This is a genomic window from Maridesulfovibrio pacificus (SeqCode) (assembly GCF_048612815.1).
GTDB classification, from domain to species: domain Bacteria; phylum Desulfobacterota; class Desulfovibrionia; order Desulfovibrionales; family Desulfovibrionaceae; genus Maridesulfovibrio; species Maridesulfovibrio pacificus.
The window spans coordinates 2,348,221-2,367,500 of the sequence record NZ_JBLZNE010000001.1 but is presented as its reverse complement, the minus strand read 5'-3'; the positions used below and the strand labels follow the sequence as shown (position 1 = coordinate 2,367,500).

The window sequence follows — 19,280 nt, the reverse complement described above, 5'->3', positions numbered from 1 at the left end:
GACAGACATGTCGAGCAGGAACGAAAGTTGGTCTTAGTGATCCGGTGGTTCCGCATGGAAGGGCCATCGCTCATAGGATAAAAGGTACGCCGGGGATAACAGGCTGATCGCGCCCAAGAGTTCACATCGACGGCGCGGTTTGGCACCTCGATGTCGGCTCATCACATCCTGGGGCTGAAGCAGGTCCCAAGGGTTCGGCTGTTCGCCGATTAAAGTGGTACGCGAGCTGGGTTTAAAACGTCGTGAGACAGTTTGGTCCCTATCTACCGTGGGCGTAGGATAATTGAAGAGGGTCTGCCCCTAGTACGAGAGGACCGGGGTGGACGAACCTATGGTGTTCCTGTTGTCACGCCAGTGGCATTGCAGGGTAGCTAAGTTCGGAAGGGATAACCGCTGAAAGCATCTAAGCGGGAAGCCTGCCTCAAGATTAGTTATCCCTATGCTTTAGCATCTAAAGATTCCAGGTAGACCACCTGGTTGATAGGCTGGAGGTGTAAGTGCAGTGATGCATTCAGCTGACCAGTACTAATAAATCGTGCGACTTATTTTTCTTCTCTTCCCTTAACTTTAATCCTAAACGATTGAAGCTAATGGAACTCTAATTCTTCTCTATTAAACCATATATTTTTGCTCAAAAAGCAAGCTAAATTTGCTTGCGGCCATTGAGGAGAGGTCACACCCGACCCCATTCCGAACTCGGAAGTTAAGCTCTCCTTCGCCGATGATACTGCTAGGTAGCTAGTGGGAAAGTAGGTCGCCGCAAGCTTTTTTATTTCAAAGCCCCCTTGTTAACTCAAGGGGGCTTTACTTGTTTGCAGCGGATTTGTTTTTGGTGCTCAGGGACGTCATTCGTAAGGGGGGCTCGAAATTTGAAGGAACAAACTTTTACGGCACAGCAAATGAGAGGATAAGGAATCTTGAATGTATGCCTGCGTGGAAAATTTTGAATGACGGACTATCCGCTGAATATAATTTAAGCTAATGTGTATAACTGTGAGTAATATAATATGTCTGGTCTTTTATTTGCGCAGTGTTAGTGTCGTTGTTGTCTTCCATTTGCTTTTAACTTGTTATTACCGTTAATTGACTGTTCTGATTCAGGGTATTAATAAATGTCCTAGAATGGAATTACCATTTTGTGTTATTGTTAAGTTCTTCCGCCATAAAGTCGTTGGCGAGCAACACAGCACAGTTGGTCTTCAAAAAAACAAATTGAGGCGTATATGTCACAAGAGAGTAATTCACCCGGTGTAACCCGTCCTAGTAAAGTTTTAATTGTCGAAGACAGTATTACTTTTGCAGGTATTTTGAAAAGAAGCATACTTGCAAAATTGAACGTTGAGATAATGCTCTTCGGTGATTATGCAAGCGCGAAGGAATACCTTGAGCATAGTAGTGATGAATTTTTTGTGGCTCTTCTTGATATTGTCCTCCCTGATGCTCCAAATGGTGAAATTATCGATTTAGTAGTTTCATATAATATCCCATCGATTGTTTTTACTGGGGAGATTAGTGAAGAGTTACGTTCCACAATGTGGTCAAAGCGAATTGTCGATTATGTTCAGAAAGTAAATTTTGATGACATTCAGCATGTTGTGGGTCTTGTAGATAGACTCAAAAAGAATATTTCAAGAAAAGCAGTCATAGTCGATGAATCCGATGAGACTAGAGCCCTTTTTCGGGATTTCCTGCTGGTTAATAATTTCCAGATCCTTGAAGCTTCAAACGGAAATGAGGCATTGGAACTTGTTAACAATGAAAAAGTCCATCTCGTAATAACCGGTGATCAAATATCTGTAATGGATGGACCTACTACAATCAAAGAGATACGCAAAACTCACACAAAGGCAGAGCTTCCAATCATCGGCTTTTCACGTGAGGGAGGATCAGGATTATCGGCTGAATTTTTAAAGAGCGGTGCAAATGATTACATCAGGCAGCCTTTTGAACCTGAAGAGTTTTACTGCCGCGTAAATAACACTCTTGATAGTGCTGAGTATGTTAAGACTATCAAGCGTATTTCCGACAATGATGTTTTGACAGATGTTTTTAGTCGCAGTGCGCTTTTTAAATATGGCGAGAAATTATTCGCTCAGCAGAAACGTTCTGAAGGCTCGTTGGTTGCGGTAATGATTGATATTGATAATATCAAGGCTTGCAACGAAACATATGGTCAGTTGGTTGGTGACGAAGTCATCAGGTTTGTTGCTGAAATTCTTCGTAATCGCTTCAGAAAGGGAGATGTGGTCAGCCGCTATGGCGGTGACTCGTTCTGCATTCTATGCGCAGATATGAAACTTGAATATGTAGAGTCTGTTTTCAAGGAATTGGCAGTTAATATTGCAAAGGAGACTTTCGATATTGGCGAGTATAAAATAAAGGTGACAGTTTCAATTGGTGTTAATACCAGTAGTGCTGAATCATTAGAAGAAATGATCTCCGGTGCCGAGAGACTATTACAGGCGGCCAAAATGAAAGGTGCCGATAGTATCGCGTGTACATAGTTGGTTAAAATAGGCTGCAGCATCCACATGGGAGTTGCGGCCTTTCACTTAGGAGTTCTTTTGGTGCTATCAAAATTATATCTTGTAGATAGAAAACAATTACTATATTGAATTTGATATTCAATATCTATATTCAAATTTCAAGATAAGGAACGCGGAAGGCTCCGCCTGATTTACCTTTTCAAGATGCACATGCTTAGCGTATATCTTCCACATGCATAAAGTTTTTTTGATTAATTGCACTCCTCCGCTTGTCAAAGCTTTTGTTGAAATGGGCTTTGAGGTGGAGTCTTCTCATGGTCAGGAGGGATATCTTGATCTTCCTGCCATGCTTAATGAGTTTCAATTTGAGCCGGACCTGATTTTACAGCAGGAATCATTAGGCAGACGTTGCTTCTTGAATGGTCTTCATAGGTTGAATTGTGTCAAAATCTTTTGGTCAATTGATACGCATATGAATCTATACTGGCATAAATTCTATGCTGAACTTTTTGACTGCCTATTGACCACGCAGAAAAAATATATCCCCGAGCTTCGCCAAGTATGTGAGACAAAGGTAGAATGGTTACCTTGGATGGGGAATATCTCGGGAGTTGGGGCTACCGAGGGAAAATTTATCCCTCATAGCAGGCGGGCACACGATTTGAGTTTTGTCGGCCGGGTTACATCGCATAGGCGGTCCCGCCTTTGGTTTGTTGAGTTTTTAAAGTCTTACTACAAACTAAATTTTCAAGATAATCTTAATTATCAGCAGATGATGGAGCTATACAGGAATACCAGAATAGCTCCCAACGAAGCTCTTTTCGGTGAAGTTAATTTTAGATTGTTTGAGGCTGCTTCATGCGGTTGCGCTGTTGTGACTCCTGAAGTTGGCGGTGGTCTCGACGAATTGTTTGAGGTTGGAAAAGAAATTGAAGTCTACAACGATGTCCTCGAGCTAAAGGACATTCTTGATAGGTTAGGCAAGGATACCGCAGTTAGCGGTTCGTATGGTATGGCTGCCTATGCCCGTGTTTTAAGGGATCATCGGCCGGATTCGCGAGCTGCTGCTGTTTGTAATATTGCCCAAAATGTGACTGTTAGGAAACTATCTGAGGAGCAGGCTGAACTCCTGTTGTGTCTCAGTGAATTTTTATTGGGTGAGTCAGGAAGTTACAATGTTGACTGGAATTATTTACTGAAGCGCCTCCTTGGGATTGGTCGAAGCGAAATGCGCGATGTTGCATTGTTAAGACTTTTTGCCAGATCAGGGGAGAATGATCTTTTCATGGGAATTGTCCGTCCTTACCTTGATAAGAGTCTTAGCTCTGTCGATTGTTATTTTAATATGAGTGCATCTCTATGTGCTTTAAAGCTGGGAATGTGGGAAGTTGCGAAGCATTTTTGGTATTCATTTAATTCCATCGCTCAACCTGAACTGATTATTAAGCCTGAAGGAGAGGTTCACCTTTTGAAACTCTGGGGCGATATCTCAGCTAAGAATGGGCTACGGATACGATCCGGCGTTGCTTTTAATGAGGAGAAAGACATCCCCTCGTGTGCTTCAGATTGTTACTTCGCCGCTCTACACAGGGACTCATCGGACAAAGAAATCTACAGGAAACTCGATTCAATTTTTAATGGTGTAAAAGGTGGTGAGCCCAGCAGACTCGGATTTCTCTCACACCTCTCTCTACATTATCCTGAAGATTGGAGAATAAGTGCTGAGGTGGCTGTTACCAATTTAAAAGTGTTTCGGCTTCAGGAGGGACTCAAAGAATTGGAAACAGCAAATGAGATTGCTGAAAGGGGCGGGCAGACCCGTTTTTTTAAACGTAAAATTGAGTTGGAAATTCCCCAGCTTTATAAGTTGGTTAATTGGTCTTGAATCTGCTAGAAGCTTGGCTGGAATTATTACAATAGCGGAGGGCATCCATGTCTGAGGTAGTTTTTAATGAGCAGGCTTTCTATACCCACCTCGGTGGCGACCGCGAACTCGCAATTGAAATATTAAAAGTATATGTGGTGGATGCTCCTGCAAGGGCCGAATCCTTAGCTGAAGCAATTAAAAATGGTGATCAGGATCTTGCTGTGAAATATTCACATGCATTAAAGGGGATTTCCGCCACGATCAGGGCTAGTGCCATTGCACTGCTAGCTGAAAAAATAGAAATGTGTTCACGAAAAGGCGATTTAGATAAGGCAAAGCATTTAATGCCAAAAGTATATTTAGAGCTCGATGCAGTTCTTGAAGCGGTTCGGGAACACCTAACCAACTAGTGGTTGTGGTGAATGCTGTTTCGTGAATATAATACAAATTGTAACTTAAATGCCAATTTTGTGCTGTAAACAGAATGTACTGAGGGTCATACGATAGTTAAGGGAAACCAAACGCTGTGTTATTTCTTGAATCGTAGTGGGATTGTATTTGGGTTTGGCAAATAGGAGAGATCAGATGTTTAAAAATTTGAAGCTCGGGTGGAAAATTGGCGGTGGATTTGTTGTAGTTCTGCTGCTGACAGCAGTTGTTGGTGTTGTTGGCTGGTATGGATTGTCTAAAGTTGCAGGCGAAACCAAGCGAACTGATGTTGTCAGTAAAGCCGTCTCTGATATGTATGATTCCAGATTGATGGTTCTTTATTACACTTTGCGGGGAACAGCTGAATATGAAGACAAATTTCACAGTTCTATTGCTGAAATAGGAAAGAACATCTCAGCCAATACAGATCTTTTCTCCGGGAAAGGGCTTAAGGATGTTACCGGTGTTGCCGGTAAGGCCACAAAGTATGGTGAGATATTTAATAGGTATGCTCAGTATGAGCAGGAAAAAAATGAAGCCATAAGTGATTGTGTTGCAGTCGTTGGAAATTTAGACAAAGCCGTATCTAAAATACAAGAGCGCGCAAGCACAGCCATGAAACATGGGATGAGCACAGCCTCTGCCGATCTGGATATGGCGAGTTTATTTAATGCCTATTCGACTATTTCGGAGCTGGAGAAAAAATTTATAACCAGCCGGTTTACTTTTTCCACCTATCTTCGCACAGGCGAGGATGAATATGTAGAACAGACCCGCTCTTTGTTGAATTCTGTAATCAACCAGTGCGATGAGTTTCGCGGTAACAGTTGGGTTGCCTCTAATTCTGATCTGGACGTCAGTGGCCTTGAAAAGGCTGCACGTGAGTATCTTGACGGATTCAATTCCATAGTAAAGAAAGTTGATCTTCAAGGAACAGAATTGAAAGCCATGGCTGAGGTTGGTGCAGACGCTCTGAGCCTTAGTCAGGTGCTGATGGATGAGCAGCAGGTGTCGGCACAGGATGTTATAACATCTTCTTTTTCCATGATTTTTGGAGGCCTTGCTCTTGCTTTGGCGGTTGGAGCGCTCATTTCGGTCACTGTCACCCGCATAATTACCCGACCTATCCGTGAAGGTGTTTCTTTTGCTGAACATATGGCTCAGGGTGATTTCACCAGAACTCTGGATATTAATCAGCGTGACGAGATAGGTATTTTAGCCGCTGCCTTGAATGATATGGTGGTCAAGTTGTCAGCTGTTGTTGGTGAAGTAGGCATTTCTTCAGAGAATGTTGCTTCCGGTAGCGAAGAGCTTTCAGCAACTGCAGAGAATTTATCGCAGGCTTCCACCGAACAAGCGGCCAGTGTTGAAGAAGTCTCTGCTTCCATGGAAGAAATGACTGCTAATATCAGGCAGAATGCAGAGAATGCACATGAAACAGAGCAGATAGCCTTGCAATCCTCTCAGCAGGCTGAAGAGGGTGGCGAAGCCGTTACCAAGGCTGTCGATGCCATGAAAAATATTGCCGAGAAAATTTCCATTATTGAGGAAATTGCCCGTCAGACCAACCTTCTTGCCTTGAATGCTGCAATTGAGGCCGCACGTGCAGGAGAACACGGTAAAGGTTTTGCTGTTGTTGCTGCAGAGGTTCGTAAGCTTGCTGAACGGAGTGGGGCTGCAGCAGGAGAAATCGGTGAACTTTCTTCAAGCACTGTAAGTGTTGCCGAAAAGGCAGGCGAGATGCTGACTCAGCTTGTTCCTGATATTAAGAAAACTGCTGAGCTTGTACAGGAGATTGCAGCCGGAAGCAGTGAACAGCTTTCCGGAGCGGAGCAGATCAATAAAGCGGTGCAACAACTTGATCAAGTTACTCAGCAGAATGCTTCAGCCTCAGAGGAAATGGCTTCCACATCGGAAGAACTTTCAAGTCAGGCTGAACAATTGCAGCAGGTTATGAGTTTCTTCAGGGTCAGAAATCAGCCTAGACCAAGAACACAAGCTTTACTCCCTGCACGGACTGTAGTTCGCTCTAATCCCGCTTCTAAGAAGCCTGCTCCAGAGGCCCGGGTTAGAGAGGTTCCTGCCCCGCAATCGCAGCATCAGCCCGAAACAGAAAAAATCAGTGGTGTTTCTCTGGACATGGGAAGTGATTTTTCCGACAATGACTTCGAAAAATTCTGATAATCACTGGTTGTTTTTGCTAGCTTGATATATAGTTGTAGCAATTAGGTAGTTTTTTTGTACAGGGATGATCAAATTGAGGCAGGTGGAATAATGAACTCTGAGATAAATAGTACGACCAATCAGTATCTGACGTTTACCTTGAACAAGGATATTTATGCGTTGGATATAGCCAGTGTAAGGGAAGTGCTGGAACTTACACCCATAACCAGAATTCCGAGAACCCCCAAATTTATGCGGGGGGTTATCAATCTGAGGGGACACGCAGTCCCTGTTGTTGATATGCGCCTTAAATTCGGAATGAGCCGGACAGAAGATACAATAAACACATGTATTATTATTGTAGAGGTATCTTTTGACGGGGAAAGCACGGTAATGGGGGCTCTGGCTGATTCTGTCCGGGAAGTAATTGAGCTTACTGAAAATATGATTGAAGAGCCGCCCAGGATGGGCACTACAATCAAAACGGAATTCATTCGGGGTATGGGCAAGCAGGATGATGAATTTGTTATCATTCTTGATATTAATAAAATATTGTCTGTCGAAGAACTGGCCATGCTCAAGAGTGTTCATCAGGATTCTGCCTCGGCCGAAGTTGCACCGGAAGTAACCTCCGATCAAGGAATGACTTTAAGTTTGTAATCTTTATTGTGCGGTGGTTTTGATCTACCCGGGAATTATAATTATACTGAAGCCCGCTTCCTTTATTGGAAGCGGGCTTTACTTTTGTTTTCTCAATAATAATGCAAGGCATGACGGAGCCTTGGTATATTCCAATAAGTGTACGGAAATATATCCTTCCAAATCATCTGAAAGAACATTATTGAGACATTAGTTGTGATGTTTTGAAAATATTAGTAAGCCTATGCTGCCTATCTTAACTGCGACCTGTGTTTTAGCCCTTTTTTAAAAACAATGAGGCAGATCAGGAATGGTTATGTCCAAGAATATAAGATTTGTTTTATTATATGCTAGCGTAGCGGTTTTACTTTTTAGTGCTGCGCTTTTTTTACCTGACTCGTATTGGGAGGTGAAGTTAAGCCTCTTCATTTGCTGGTTGACACTTCTGGCCATGGCAGCTTGGAAGCTTCATGCTTTTTGTGTTGACCAAGATTTAAGACAGACTCAACAAACAGCTTCAATATTAAGAAATAGTGGTGCTTGTTTTTACACCACAGATGCACAGGGTGCGCTGATATTCAGTGATGATGCCTGCAGTGATCTTGAGCGGAAAATTTTCGGAAAAGTTGATAATGGCGCGCACTCAAGGTTGTTGAACCATTTTCATTCTGAGGACGGTCTGGAGACTATTTTTAAGGAAATATCATCTGGAGATGGGGTTTATCGATTTGAGGCGGACCTGACAGCGGCGGACGGGCAATTAGTACGTTTAAGCCATGTTTTGCAGCCGACCTATTGTGCAGGCGGCAATATCAGCGGATTTTCCGGTATAATTCTGGATATTTCATTACAAGAAAGAGCATGTGCTGAATCGGCACTGTGGCAGCGTTATTTGGTGGCTGCTTTGGACAGTGCTCCCGGAACTATGTTTATTCACGATCTTGAAGGCAATTTTTTAAAGGTCAGTCAAAAATTCGCTGATTTTGCCGGAATTGCCCCGGAAATGTGTATCGGGACAAACATATATGATTATCTAGCTCCGCAGATTGCAGATCAATTTTTAGAAAGACTTCAGGATATTGCAGCCGGTGGAAATGAATTTACCATGCAGATTCCGGCTATTAATTCACGTGGAGAGAGATTGCGCTTTGATGTTCATCATTTTCTTATTCGCAACGACAAGGGCGAGCCGGAGGCCATAGTCGGTTGCGCACGAAGGATTGATAACAAACAAATGGATATCAGGCCTGCGAAGAGTGGAGGCGACGAGGCCTTGATGCAGGCTATTTGTCACGAGATGAGGACCCCATTGGCCGGAATTATCGGTAGTCTGCATGTACTTGACCATATGGACCTTTCGCCGGAAGCTAAGGAATATGTACATAAGTGCGTAGTTTCGGCGGAAAGATTTAAAGATGTTGTCAATAATTCCTTGAGTGATCTGGCTGGAAATCACGATCTTCAAAAGTTCGAATCATTGGATCCTGCGGCTTGTCTTGAAAAGTCGGCGGAACTGTTTTTGCCGGCAGCATCCATCCAGAACAGAAAAATAAATCTGTCTATCGGTCTGGGGTTGCCTGATGCCATTGTCTGTAATCGTAAGGTTCTTAATCAGACGTTATTTTGCTTGATAAATAGTGCCTTGGAGATTTTTCCTGATTCAGATATTACTGCCGGGGTAAAGATGGCTCCTCCTATAGACAGTAATTCGGTGATCTCTTTTTTTGTCTCCGGTAAAAGATGCGTTCCGGTTTTAAGTGGAGGTTCTTTTTCCGGTTGCCTTGAGCAGAATGCAAAAGTTATTGGTGGTGAATTGTATTTTGAGGATGGGGGCACTGCAGAGTTGGGCTTCAGGATAAAAGTGCCTGCGGGAAAAGAGGGTGCTGATCATGAATTAACGCCGATGCAGAGTCTTAGGATTATCCTTGCTGAAGACGATATCAGCAGTCAGGTTTTCATGCGTAAAAAGCTCGAAGGCTGGGGACATTCTGTCCGGACTGCAAGTACAGGTGTTGAGGTTTTAAGCTATATTAATAATGAAGAGTTTGATCTGGTTCTTATGGATTTGCAAATGCCGGAAATGAATGGCTTCGATGCTATTTCTTCCATTAGAACAGGGAGTCCTGAAGTTCGGGAAATCCCTATCATTGTGATGAGTGCTTATGGGCGGGAAAGTGATTTCAAGAAAATGTCCGACTTGGGCGTGAATGACTACATTGCAAAGCCGATAAGCACAGAAGAGCTGGAAAAAGCTCTGGCGCGTCTTCGAGAGCTGGGACAGATATAGCCCCAGCCACACCTATCGCGGAAGAACATTGGTAATGTAGTAAGCAATGCCGTCTTCCAGCATCTGGACGGATAAAAGAATAAGAATCAAACCCATTAGCCTTTCACAGGCCTTAAGACCTCTTTTACCCAATATCCGGGCCATGGTTGGTCCTGTCATCATAATGATGAAGCTCATAGCCCAAGCAATCAGCACACCGGAAAGGACATTAAACCCGGCATCTCCTTTTGATCCGTAAACCATAACCGCTGCCAGCAGCGATGGTCCGGCGAAGAGCGGAACTGCAATCGGCACAATGAACGGATCTTTTTCTGTGTCATCGGCTGCATTTTCCGGTTTCGGGAAGATCATCTTCATGGAAATGATAAACAGGATTACCCCGCCCGCTATACGCAATGTGGACTGATGGATGTTGAGCATCTTCATCAGGCCTGCGCCCAAGTACATGAACAGGATAATGATTCCCAGAGCAAAGAAAAGTTCCCGGAGCAGAATTTTACGCTGCCGTGAAGGAGAGTATTCCCGGAGCATGGATAGGCAGACTGGAAGGTTTCCCAGTGGGTCCATGATCAGGAAAAGGGGAAAAGCGATCTCGAAGATTGTGCTGAGCTGTCCTGCTTCCATGATTAATCCTTCCCTCCGGCCTGTCCGTAGGTCGAAAATTTATCGATAACCTTATCCATTTCATCGTCAGGAACAATAACAGGTTTACCAACTGAAAGTGCCTGAATGTAAATTCTGGCAACCAGTTCCAATTCCTCCGCTGCGTCAAAGGCATTGCCGATGGCGCGGCCTACAGTGATCAGGCCGTGGTTGGCGAGCAACACTGCATTGTAGTTGCCGATGGTCTTGATCACGTTCTCAGCGAGTTCCGGAGTGCCGAAAGTGGCATACGGGGCGAGAGGAACTTTTTTGCCCGCAAAACCGACCAGATAATGTACAGCCGGAAGCTCCATGTTCAGGCAGGCCACTGTGGTGGCATAGACTGAATGGGTGTGAACTACTGCGTTTACGTCCGCTCTTTCCTTGTAGAGGATGGTATGGAAACCGTACTCACTGGAAGGCTTGCGTTCGGAATCCTTAATATTGCCGTTCAGATCGATAACCACAATATCTTCTGGAGTGGAAAGACGGTAATCAAGACCACTGGGGCTGATAGCTACCAGGTTCAGCTCGCGGTTAAACACACTCAGGTTGCCGCCGGTCCCGGTTGTAAGACCGGATTCAAGCAGCTTCTTTCCATATTCAACAACAAGTTCTCTTTCTTTCTGCAACAACATATCCAATGTTCCTTACAACGAGGCGAAGCCATAATAAAAAGTTTCTCTGGCCGCCGGAGGCGAAATTTATTTATCAAAAGTGCAAAGCGTCTCAAATCTAATTACGAAGTGCCTCAATCCTCTTTAACACGGGAGGATGGCTGTATTCCAGCCACACGTAAAAGGGGTGCGGAGTTAGGTTTGCGAGATTACTTACCGATAGCTTCTTAAGTGCTTCAATCAGTGCTTCCGGGGTGCGGGTGGTTTCCGCTGCAAAAGCATCTGCTTCAAATTCGTGTTTTCGAGAGCGGATATTGCTGAAGATGGAAAGCACGATTGATACGGGAGTGTAGAGCAGGGCAAAGAAGATCAGGCCGGCATGTACGGAAATATTCTGCATGCCGAACGCTGCAAAGAGTTCCTTGTTGCCGAGGAAAAAAGACATGAGCAGGAAGATTACTCCGGTATTGATTATACTCATGGTCATCATTTTGCGGATATGTCCGAGCTTGCTGTGTCCGATCTCGTGAGCAAGGACAGCTACTATTTCATCAGTGGAAAGGTTGTCGATCAAGGTATCGAAAAGAGCAATGCGCTTCTTTTTGCCGAAACCGGTAAAAAAGGCATTGGCCTTGGTTGAACGTTTGGAACCGTCAATCATGAAAATACCGGAAAGTTCAAATCCGTTTTCAGCTGCGAACTGTTCAATTTTTTCTTTGAGTTCGCCATCCTCAAGGGGGGTGAACTTGTTGAACAGAGGTAGAATCCATGTGGGGGCAATATACTGTACTCCAAGAGTTATCAGCACGGTAAATATCCAGCACCAGAGCCAGGCCAGCGATCCGGCAGCATTGAAGAAAAGGAGAACACCGCCGAGAATTGCGCCGCCGATGATACCTCCGAGCAAATAGCCTTTAAGTTTATCCATGAAATAAGTTTTGAGGGTCGTTTTGTTGAACCCGAACTTTTCTTCAATGACAAAAGTGCTGTAGAGGGAAAATGGCAGGGACGCGATATCGCTGAGCACTGCCAAACCGGCGTAAAAGATCAGCCCGGTGAGGATCTCCCCGTAGCCGAAACCATTGGCCCAGAGGTCTACTGCGTTGAATCCGCCCAAAAGGATGAACAGGATGGTAATAAGCGTACTGACTGAACTTGAGATGTTTTCAAAGCCGATGCCTGCCTTGGTGTAATCCTGCGATTTACGGTAATCGTCAGCATCAAAAGTGGTGCTGAATTCCGCTGGAAGTTCGGGGGAAAGGGCCTTACGATTAAGCTGGCGGGCAAAAATACCCAACAGGCATGCCCCGGCGAGAGAAAATATGATAATGAATAGATAGATGTTCGTTTAAATACAGTGGGGTTGGATTGTTGAAACTTAGTTGCGCTGGGTTAGCGGGGTAGTTAACATGTTACGGCGTATAACTACCTCGTGGGCTTGACCTCGTCAATGCAGGCTTCCAAGCATATAATTTATTGGCAAATCCAAAAATAGTTCTGAACTTGACAATAAATGGTATAGAGTCAACAATTATATATTAAAATTAAGAAATTACTTTTTTCTGTTTGTCTGATCTGTATCTGTTTTTGGCAGATGAGGGTTTGAGAGGGAGTTTTACTGAATGAGTTCGCCAAAGAGCATTAAAGAAAATATTGCCCGCGCAAAATCTTACGGACAGCGTAAGGATTACATGCGTTGTTTGCATGCATTAAGCCTGTCTCTTGATGAGCTTGCATCCAGTCAGGTTTTCGGGCGTGAGAAATTTGAAATCGGGATTCTTATTGATGAAGTTTTCCGGCAGCTTCTGGCTATGGAAGAACTCAAACGCGTACTTCCCCGCGGTTTGAAATATGTCAAAGGGCAGGAAAAAAAATTGGCTGCCATGTTGATGAAAATTCATGACACCATCAAAAATGCTCTTGAAAAGGCCGCAGTTGAGAAGGTCCGTAAACAGAAAAATCAAATCGATAAATTTGTATTGGCTGGACAGAAGTTCTTAATGGAAAAGAACGTTAAGGAAGCCAAAAAATATTTCCGCAAAATCACCGAGGCTTTTCCAGAGGAAAGGGGACTGCTGCAGGATGTTGGCAGTCGGCTTGTTAAATCCGGTTTTCCTGCTGACGGTGTAGAGTATCTTGAACGGGCTATTGAGAAGACTCCGTCGGACAGCCGACCGTATATTTCGATTCTCTTAGCCTACGAAATGATGACTGAACAGGATAAGGCACTTGAGATAATTAAGGATATTGTTCGCCGTTTCGGGGCCAATGAAAGTATTTATATCCGGCAGGCCAAACTTTTTCTCGGAAAGCGCATGTATACAGAAGCTTATGATGCTGCTGCCGCTGCACTTAAAGTGAACCCCCTTAACCGTGAGGCTAAGAAGATCTCTGATAAATTGGGACCCAAAATTTTCGGTCGCGGTTATACTCCGGGAGCTACTGCCAGTGATATGAAGGCAAAATCCTCAGCAGGTGGAGCTAAAGGTAAAAAGGAAAGCGTTTCCTTTAATATCGATGGTAGCTCTTCTGGTGAAAAAAAAGACAAAGCTGCCAAGAAAAAGGCTCCCGCTAAAAAGCCTGCAGTTTCAAAAGCAATTAAACTCGATTTTTAATATCAATTTACCGCGTTTTTCAGTTTTATCAGGCCGCTTACGCGGCCTTTTTTATTTGTAAATTTTCAATAGAATATTATGTGCGACAAATGTGTCGTTGTGTCACGAAAATATACTTTCTCAGTATAGATTCTGGTTTTACAGGGATATAGGGGAAAGTGCTGAGTTTATACGTTGACGCACGACAATGTTGTCGTTTTTGTGATGTTGTTGATATCAACGCAATGAGAGGATTGTTTCCAGAATCAACATGACATCTGTGTCGTTAAATTTGTTAGGGCAACTGTCTTTTCTGTCGTAAATGGTGTGTTTTGTTTTATAAGCTATTGAAAATATGTGAGTTGTTTGTGTTGGCACGAATAGAGCTTTGGGGGCGACAAATAAGTTTGTCTGAAAAATCACAAAGGAGAATATAAAATGGCTCAACTCACTGTTTCATATGATCGCGAAGGCGATAAGCAGGTTATAGATACAAATTCAAAAGTACTCGGCGAAATCGTTATCGATCACAATGGCATTCCTGAAGATCAGCGTGGCGGTACTGCCAAACAGTTGCTTGCTTCTTCTGCCCTGTATTGCTTCTGTGGTGCTCTTGGAAAGGCTTTACAGACCCGTGGTGCAGAATACGAACGCATTACCGGAACCGCGACTCTTGAGACCGGTATGGATGAGAAGAAACGTGCTCGTGTAACAGGTATTACTCTCGATGTAACCGTACACATGGATGAGGATTACGGTTTTATTTTTGATCGTGTTGAAAAAATTATGCGCAAGGGCTGTCTGGTCACAGCTTCCCTCCATGCTGCATTCCCCATGACCTACAATCTCCATCTCGAAGAACTGTAAGACTTTTCAAAACAGGAGCTAAACATGCCATCCATCACCATAATCGGATCAGGTCCGGGCGGCCATATTGCTGCTTTTGAAGCTGCACGCCGGGGAGCTGAAGTTACTCTGGTTGAAAAAGCTGATATCGGCGGAACCTGCTTGAACACAGGATGTATTCCCACCAAGACCATCAAGTCTTCAGCTGAAGCCCTTGAGACCGCAGGCAATCTCTCCGCATTCGGTATTTCTGCCGAGAGTGGTGCAGAGGGTGTTAATTTCAAGGCTGACATGGAAGCTGTTGTGGCCCGTAAAGAAAGGGTTCGCAAGGTTCTTTGCGGCGGACTTGAGAAGACTTGTTCTGCCCTTAATATCCGTGTCGTACGCGGCTCAGCAGAGTTGTCAGCAGACCGTACCGTTCTTGTCCACACTGAAGAAGGTTCAGAAGAAATCAAGAGCGATAAGGTGATTATTGCTACCGGCTCAAGCATTCTCGATCTGCCTTCACTGCCTGTGGATCACAAGCATATTATCAATAGCGATGACGCTCTCAACCTGGACCATGTTCCCGCGAAGATGGTTATCGTCGGTGGTGGAGTAATCGGTTGTGAACTGGCCTTCATTTACCGTGCTTTCGGCTCCGAAGTAACTGTCGTTGAAGGTATGGATCGCCTCCTTCCCGTACCTTCTGTTGATAAGGATATGAGCAAGCTCATTCAGCGCGAAGCCAAGAAACACCGTATTAAGGTGCAGCTTGCTAAGACTGTGAAGAGCGCTGAAGTTGTGGATGGCAAAGTCCAGTGTGTACTCGGACCCTCTCCTTTTGTCGAAGGGGCAAAAGGCGATGATACCACTATTGAAGCCGACGTGGTTCTGGTTGCTGTAGGGCGTACTCCCAATACTGAAGGTCTTAAGCTTGCTGAAGCAGGAGTTGATACCGATCAGCGCGGCTGGATTAAAGCTGACCAAAATATGCGTACTTCCGTTGAAGGAATTTATGCCATCGGTGATATTCTTGGACCTTCCCGGATTATGCTGGCTCATGTTGCATCACACGAAGGCCTTTGCGCAGTGGATAACTGTCTTGGTAAAGAGCGTGCTCTTGATTACTCCGTGATTCCTTCCGGAATTTTCACTTCCCCGGAGATCGGCACAGTGGGTCTTTCCGAAGAAGAAGCAATCGCCAAGGGCATTGATGTCCGCTCGCAGGTGTTCCAGTTTCGTGAGCTGGGTAAAGCTCAGGCCATGGGTGAACTTGCAGGCATGTTCAAGATCATCTGTGAGAAAGAGAGCGGCAAGATTCTTGGGGCTCATATTGCCGGAGCTCATGCGACCGACCTCATTGCCGAAGCCGCTTTAGCCATTAAAAAAGGTCTTACTGCTGCTGATGTTGCCCATACCATCCATGCTCATCCGACCCTCGCTGAAGGTCTCTATGAGTGTTGTGAAGCTTGGCTTCGCGGCTGTTAATCCCGGTATTAGTTTTTCAGAACAATAAACTTTTTGGAGATAATCATGAGTGAACTTACTTTTCCCGCAGACGTACTTTACCATCCCGAGCACACTTGGGTTCTTATTAATGATGATAACACCGCAGTCGTAGGTATCACTGATTTTGCTCAGGACCAGCTCGGCGAAGTGGCTTTTGTTGATCTGCCCTCTGCAGGTGACCATTTCGACGCAGGTGAAGAGTTTGGTACCGTTGAATCCATTAAAGCTGTAAGCAGCCTGTACATGCCCATTTCCGGTACTGTTGAGGAAATCAACGAAGGTCTTGAAGACGCTCCTGAAGATGTGAACACTTCTCCTTATAAGGACGGCTGGATGCTGCGTATTACCCTTGATGCTGATGCAGACAAGAGCCAGCTGCTCAATCACGAAGGTTACGCAGAAAAAATCAAGTAAGCCACCTTTCCCGGACCCCATATCCGGGACATTCCACTCCTTTGACGGAGCTTATACCTAAGAGCGGCCTGCTATTTTGCAGGTCGCTCTATAAATTTCAGGAGGTATGCTATGTGTTCTAAAGATCCTTCCAAACCGTATTTGCGCATCCCGCCGTGGCTTCGAGTCAAGATTCCCTGCAACAAGACTTACAGTGCCACAAGGGAACTGGTTAAAGACCTTAGCTTGAACACCGTCTGCCAAAGTGCCAAGTGCCCTAATATGTTTGAATGTTTTTCTGAACACACAGCTACTTTTCTGATTATGGGCGACACCTGCACCCGCAACTGCGCATTTTGCAATATCGAGAGCGGTGATATTCTGCCCCTCGATCCTTCTGAACCTTCCCGTGTCGCTGAAGCTGCCAGACGACTGGGTCTCAAGCACGTGGTAATTACCTCCGTTACCCGTGATGATCTGAATGACGGCGGGGCTGCCCATTTTGCCGCTACAATTCGTGCGGTTCAGGAGCAGTTGCCGGAATCATCTATTGAAGTGCTTATCCCTGACTTTCAGGGAAATGAAGATGCACTGAATTTAGTCATTGGAGCCCACCCGGATATCATTAACCACAATGTGGAAACTCCTCCTATTCATTACAATGATATCCGCCCGCAGGCTGATTACAAGCAGAGTCTTGAGCTTATTGAGCGCGTCAAGTCTGCCGGGGCCATTGCCAAGTCCGGGCTTATGGTCGGGTTGGGTGAAAATGATGAGGAAGTGCAAGGGGTAATAGATGACCTTGCGAGCATCGGTTGTGATATTGTAACTATCGGGCAGTATATGCGACCTTCACTTAAGCATCCCGAAGTGCTGCGCTATGTCCATCCCGATGTTTTTGAAGAATATGCCTGCTACGGCAAAGAAAAAGGTGTTCCGCATATGTACAGTGCGCCCCTTGTGCGTTCCTCCTACAATGCAGCCCTGTTTGCGGGGCTGAAAAAATAGTTCTCATTACCTCCTAAAAGAGAGCAAAACGAAAATCCCCGGCAACCATTGTGGTTGCCGGGGATTTTTAATTGGCTTTGTGAGCCGGATGGAAAGGCTGGCTTAGTACATGCCGCCCATGCCACCCATGCCGCCCATGCCACCCATACCGCCCATGCCGGGCATACCGCCGGGCATGCCAGCAGGCATGTCAGAAGCCTTTTCAGGCTTTTCAGCAATAGCGCATTCGGTGGTCAGCAGGAGGCCTGCAACGGAAGCTGCGTTCTGGATAGCGATACGGGTAACCTTTTTGGGGTCGATAACACCGGCCTTGATCAGGTCTTCGTATTCGCCGATAGCAGCGTTGAAACCGTTACCGTCTTTTGCTTCTTTTACTTTCTCAACAACGATGGAACCTTCGAGGCCTGCGTTGCCAGCGATCTGACGGAGAGGTTCTTCGATGGCGCGACGGATGATGTCGATACCAGCGGATTCGTCATCGTCGGAGGAGGTTACGTTTTCCAGAGCAGGGATGCAGCGGATAAGTGCAGTACCACCGCCGGGAACGATACCTTCTTCAACAGCAGCGCGGGTAGCGTTAAGTGCATCTTCCACGCGTGCTTTCTTTTCTTTCATTTCAGTTTCAGTTGCAGCACCAACGTTGATAACTGCTACACCGCCAACGATCTTGGCGAGGCGTTCCTGAAGTTTTTCACGGTCGTAGTCGGAGGTGGAGAGTTCGATTTCGTTGCGGATCTGGCCGATACGGGCTTTGATCAGTTCGCCTTCGCCTGCACCGTCTACGATGGTGGTGTTTTCCTTGTCGATTACAACGCGTTTTGCGGAACCGAGGTGATCAAGGGCAACAGCTTCGAGGTTGAGGCCGATGTCGTCGGAAACAACTGCGCCGCCGGTGAGGGCTGCGATGTCTGCGAGCATTGCCTTGCGGCGGTCACCGAAACCGGGAGCCTTAACAGCAACAACATTGAGGGTACCGCGCAGTTTGTTAACTACGAGGGTAGCCAGAGCTTCACCTTCGATGTCTTCAGCGATGATAACCAGGGGCTTGCCCATTTTAGCAACCTGCTCGAGAACGGGCAGGAGTTCTTTCATGCTGGTTACTTTCTTTTCGCTGATCAGGATCAGGGGCTCATCCATTTCGCAGATCATTTTTTCTGCGTTGGATACGAAATAGGGGGAGAGGTAACCGCGGTCGAACTGCATACCTTCAACAACATCAAGAGTGGTGTCGAGGCCTTTTGCTTCTTCAACGGTGATAACGCCTTCTTTACCGACCTTGTTCATGGCTTCGGCAATGATGTTACCAATGGTTACATCGTTGTTTGCGGAGATGGTACCGACCTGAGCGATTTCTTTCTGGTCGCGGGTGGGCTTGGCAAGGGTTTCGAGGTGATCGATGATTGCTTCAACAGCTTTATCGATACCGCGTTTGATAGCCATGGGGTTACGGCCTGCTGCAACAAGTTTAACACCTTCGGTGAAAACAGCCTGAGCAAGGATGGTAGCAGTGGTGGTTCCGTCACCTGCGATGTCGGAGGTTTTGGAAGCTACTTCCTTAACCATCTGTGCGCCCATGTTTTCGAACTTGTCTTTCAGTTCGATTTCCTTAGCTACGGAAACACCGTCTTTGGTGATGACCGGGGAGCCGAAGGATTTGTCCATAACAACGTTACGGCCTTTGGGTCCGAGGGTTACTTTTACAGCATTGGCGAGCTTGTCTACGCCGAGTTTCAGTTTTTCACGAGCTTTGGCGTCGAAAAGAATCTGTTTAGCCATTTGGTGTTATCTCCTTAAAAGAAAGAAATGTATTCAATTATG

At 45.4% G+C, this 19,280-nt stretch carries 15 protein-coding genes and 2 rRNA genes (1 of these 17 running past the window's edge); 13 read left to right on the top strand and 4 right to left on the bottom strand.

Going from position 1 to position 19,280, the window contains the following annotated elements; translation table 11 throughout:
* From ACNI23_RS10990 to ACNI23_RS10955, 8 genes are all read left to right on the top strand, one after another.
* Positions 1–550 (top strand): 23S ribosomal RNA (locus ACNI23_RS10990) (it extends 2,386 nt beyond the left edge of the window).
* A 101-nt stretch (positions 551–651) separates the two neighbouring features.
* A 5S ribosomal RNA gene (rrf, locus tag ACNI23_RS10985) occupies positions 652–766 on the top strand.
* 457 nt (positions 767–1,223) lie between these two features.
* Complete coding sequence (locus ACNI23_RS10980) at positions 1,224–2,504, top strand: GGDEF domain-containing response regulator (RefSeq protein ID WP_420248683.1); 1,281 nt, start codon at positions 1,224–1,226, stop codon at positions 2,502–2,504.
* 214 nt (positions 2,505–2,718) lie between these two features.
* Positions 2,719–4,371, top strand: a complete 1,653-nt coding sequence (locus ACNI23_RS10975) for a glycosyltransferase family protein (protein ID WP_420248682.1) — start codon at positions 2,719–2,721, stop codon at positions 4,369–4,371.
* A 47-nt stretch (positions 4,372–4,418) separates the two neighbouring features.
* Positions 4,419–4,763 (top strand): Hpt domain-containing protein, encoded by a 345-nt coding sequence (locus ACNI23_RS10970; RefSeq protein WP_420248680.1) that lies wholly within the window; start codon positions 4,419–4,421, stop codon positions 4,761–4,763.
* 175 nt (positions 4,764–4,938) lie between these two features.
* On the top strand, positions 4,939–6,963 hold the full coding sequence (locus ACNI23_RS10965; RefSeq protein WP_420248678.1) for a methyl-accepting chemotaxis protein: 2,025 nt from the start codon (positions 4,939–4,941) through the stop codon (positions 6,961–6,963).
* A gap of 93 nt (positions 6,964–7,056) precedes the next feature.
* Complete coding sequence (locus ACNI23_RS10960) at positions 7,057–7,605, top strand: chemotaxis protein CheW (RefSeq protein WP_420248676.1); 549 nt, start codon at positions 7,057–7,059, stop codon at positions 7,603–7,605.
* A gap of 295 nt (positions 7,606–7,900) precedes the next feature.
* Positions 7,901–9,871 carry a response regulator gene (locus ACNI23_RS10955; protein ID WP_420248674.1) on the top strand — a complete coding sequence of 657 codons (1,971 nt, stop codon included), beginning with the start codon at positions 7,901–7,903 and terminating at the stop codon, positions 9,869–9,871.
* Positions 9,872–9,883: 12 nt separating this feature from the next.
* Here ACNI23_RS10955 and ACNI23_RS10950 read toward each other — a convergent pair whose 3' ends face one another.
* The 3 genes from ACNI23_RS10950 to ACNI23_RS10940 form a co-directional block, all read right to left on the bottom strand.
* Positions 9,884–10,495: a MarC family protein gene (locus tag ACNI23_RS10950; RefSeq protein WP_420248673.1), complete on the bottom strand. Its 612-nt coding sequence runs from the start codon at positions 10,493–10,495 to the stop codon at positions 9,884–9,886.
* Between the two features lie 2 nt (positions 10,496–10,497).
* The gene (locus ACNI23_RS10945; RefSeq protein WP_420248671.1) at positions 10,498–11,151 is read right to left on the bottom strand and encodes an L-fuculose-phosphate aldolase; all 654 of its coding nucleotides are present in this window, start codon (positions 11,149–11,151) and stop codon (positions 10,498–10,500) included.
* A 97-nt stretch (positions 11,152–11,248) separates the two neighbouring features.
* Positions 11,249–12,427 (bottom strand): M48 family metallopeptidase, encoded by a 1,179-nt coding sequence (locus ACNI23_RS10940; protein WP_420248669.1) that lies wholly within the window; start codon positions 12,425–12,427, stop codon positions 11,249–11,251.
* 325 nt (positions 12,428–12,752) lie between these two features.
* Here ACNI23_RS10940 and ACNI23_RS10935 point away from each other — a divergent pair, with 325 nt between their 5' ends.
* The 5 genes from ACNI23_RS10935 (at position 12,753) to lipA (ending at position 17,462) form a co-directional block, all read left to right on the top strand.
* Positions 12,753–13,745, top strand: a complete 993-nt coding sequence (locus tag ACNI23_RS10935; RefSeq protein ID WP_420248668.1) for a tetratricopeptide repeat protein — start codon at positions 12,753–12,755, stop codon at positions 13,743–13,745.
* Positions 13,746–14,162: 417 nt separating this feature from the next.
* Complete coding sequence (locus ACNI23_RS10930) at positions 14,163–14,591, top strand: OsmC family protein (RefSeq protein ID WP_420248667.1); 429 nt, start codon at positions 14,163–14,165, stop codon at positions 14,589–14,591.
* A 24-nt stretch (positions 14,592–14,615) separates the two neighbouring features.
* Positions 14,616–16,040, top strand: a complete 1,425-nt coding sequence (gene lpdA / locus ACNI23_RS10925; RefSeq protein WP_420248665.1) for a dihydrolipoyl dehydrogenase — start codon at positions 14,616–14,618, stop codon at positions 16,038–16,040.
* Positions 16,041–16,085: 45 nt separating this feature from the next.
* Positions 16,086–16,475, top strand: coding sequence for a glycine cleavage system protein GcvH (gene gcvH / locus ACNI23_RS10920; protein WP_420248663.1), 390 nt, complete (start codon positions 16,086–16,088; stop codon positions 16,473–16,475).
* 111 nt (positions 16,476–16,586) lie between these two features.
* Positions 16,587–17,462 carry a lipoyl synthase gene (gene lipA, locus ACNI23_RS10915; protein WP_420248662.1) on the top strand — a complete coding sequence of 292 codons (876 nt, stop codon included), beginning with the start codon at positions 16,587–16,589 and terminating at the stop codon, positions 17,460–17,462.
* A gap of 102 nt (positions 17,463–17,564) precedes the next feature.
* On the opposite strand, the gene groL is transcribed toward lipA, so the two are convergent.
* Positions 17,565–19,238 carry a chaperonin GroEL gene (groL, locus tag ACNI23_RS10910; RefSeq protein ID WP_420248660.1) on the bottom strand — a complete coding sequence of 558 codons (1,674 nt, stop codon included), beginning with the start codon at positions 19,236–19,238 and terminating at the stop codon, positions 17,565–17,567.
* Positions 19,239–19,280 lie beyond the last annotated feature (42 nt).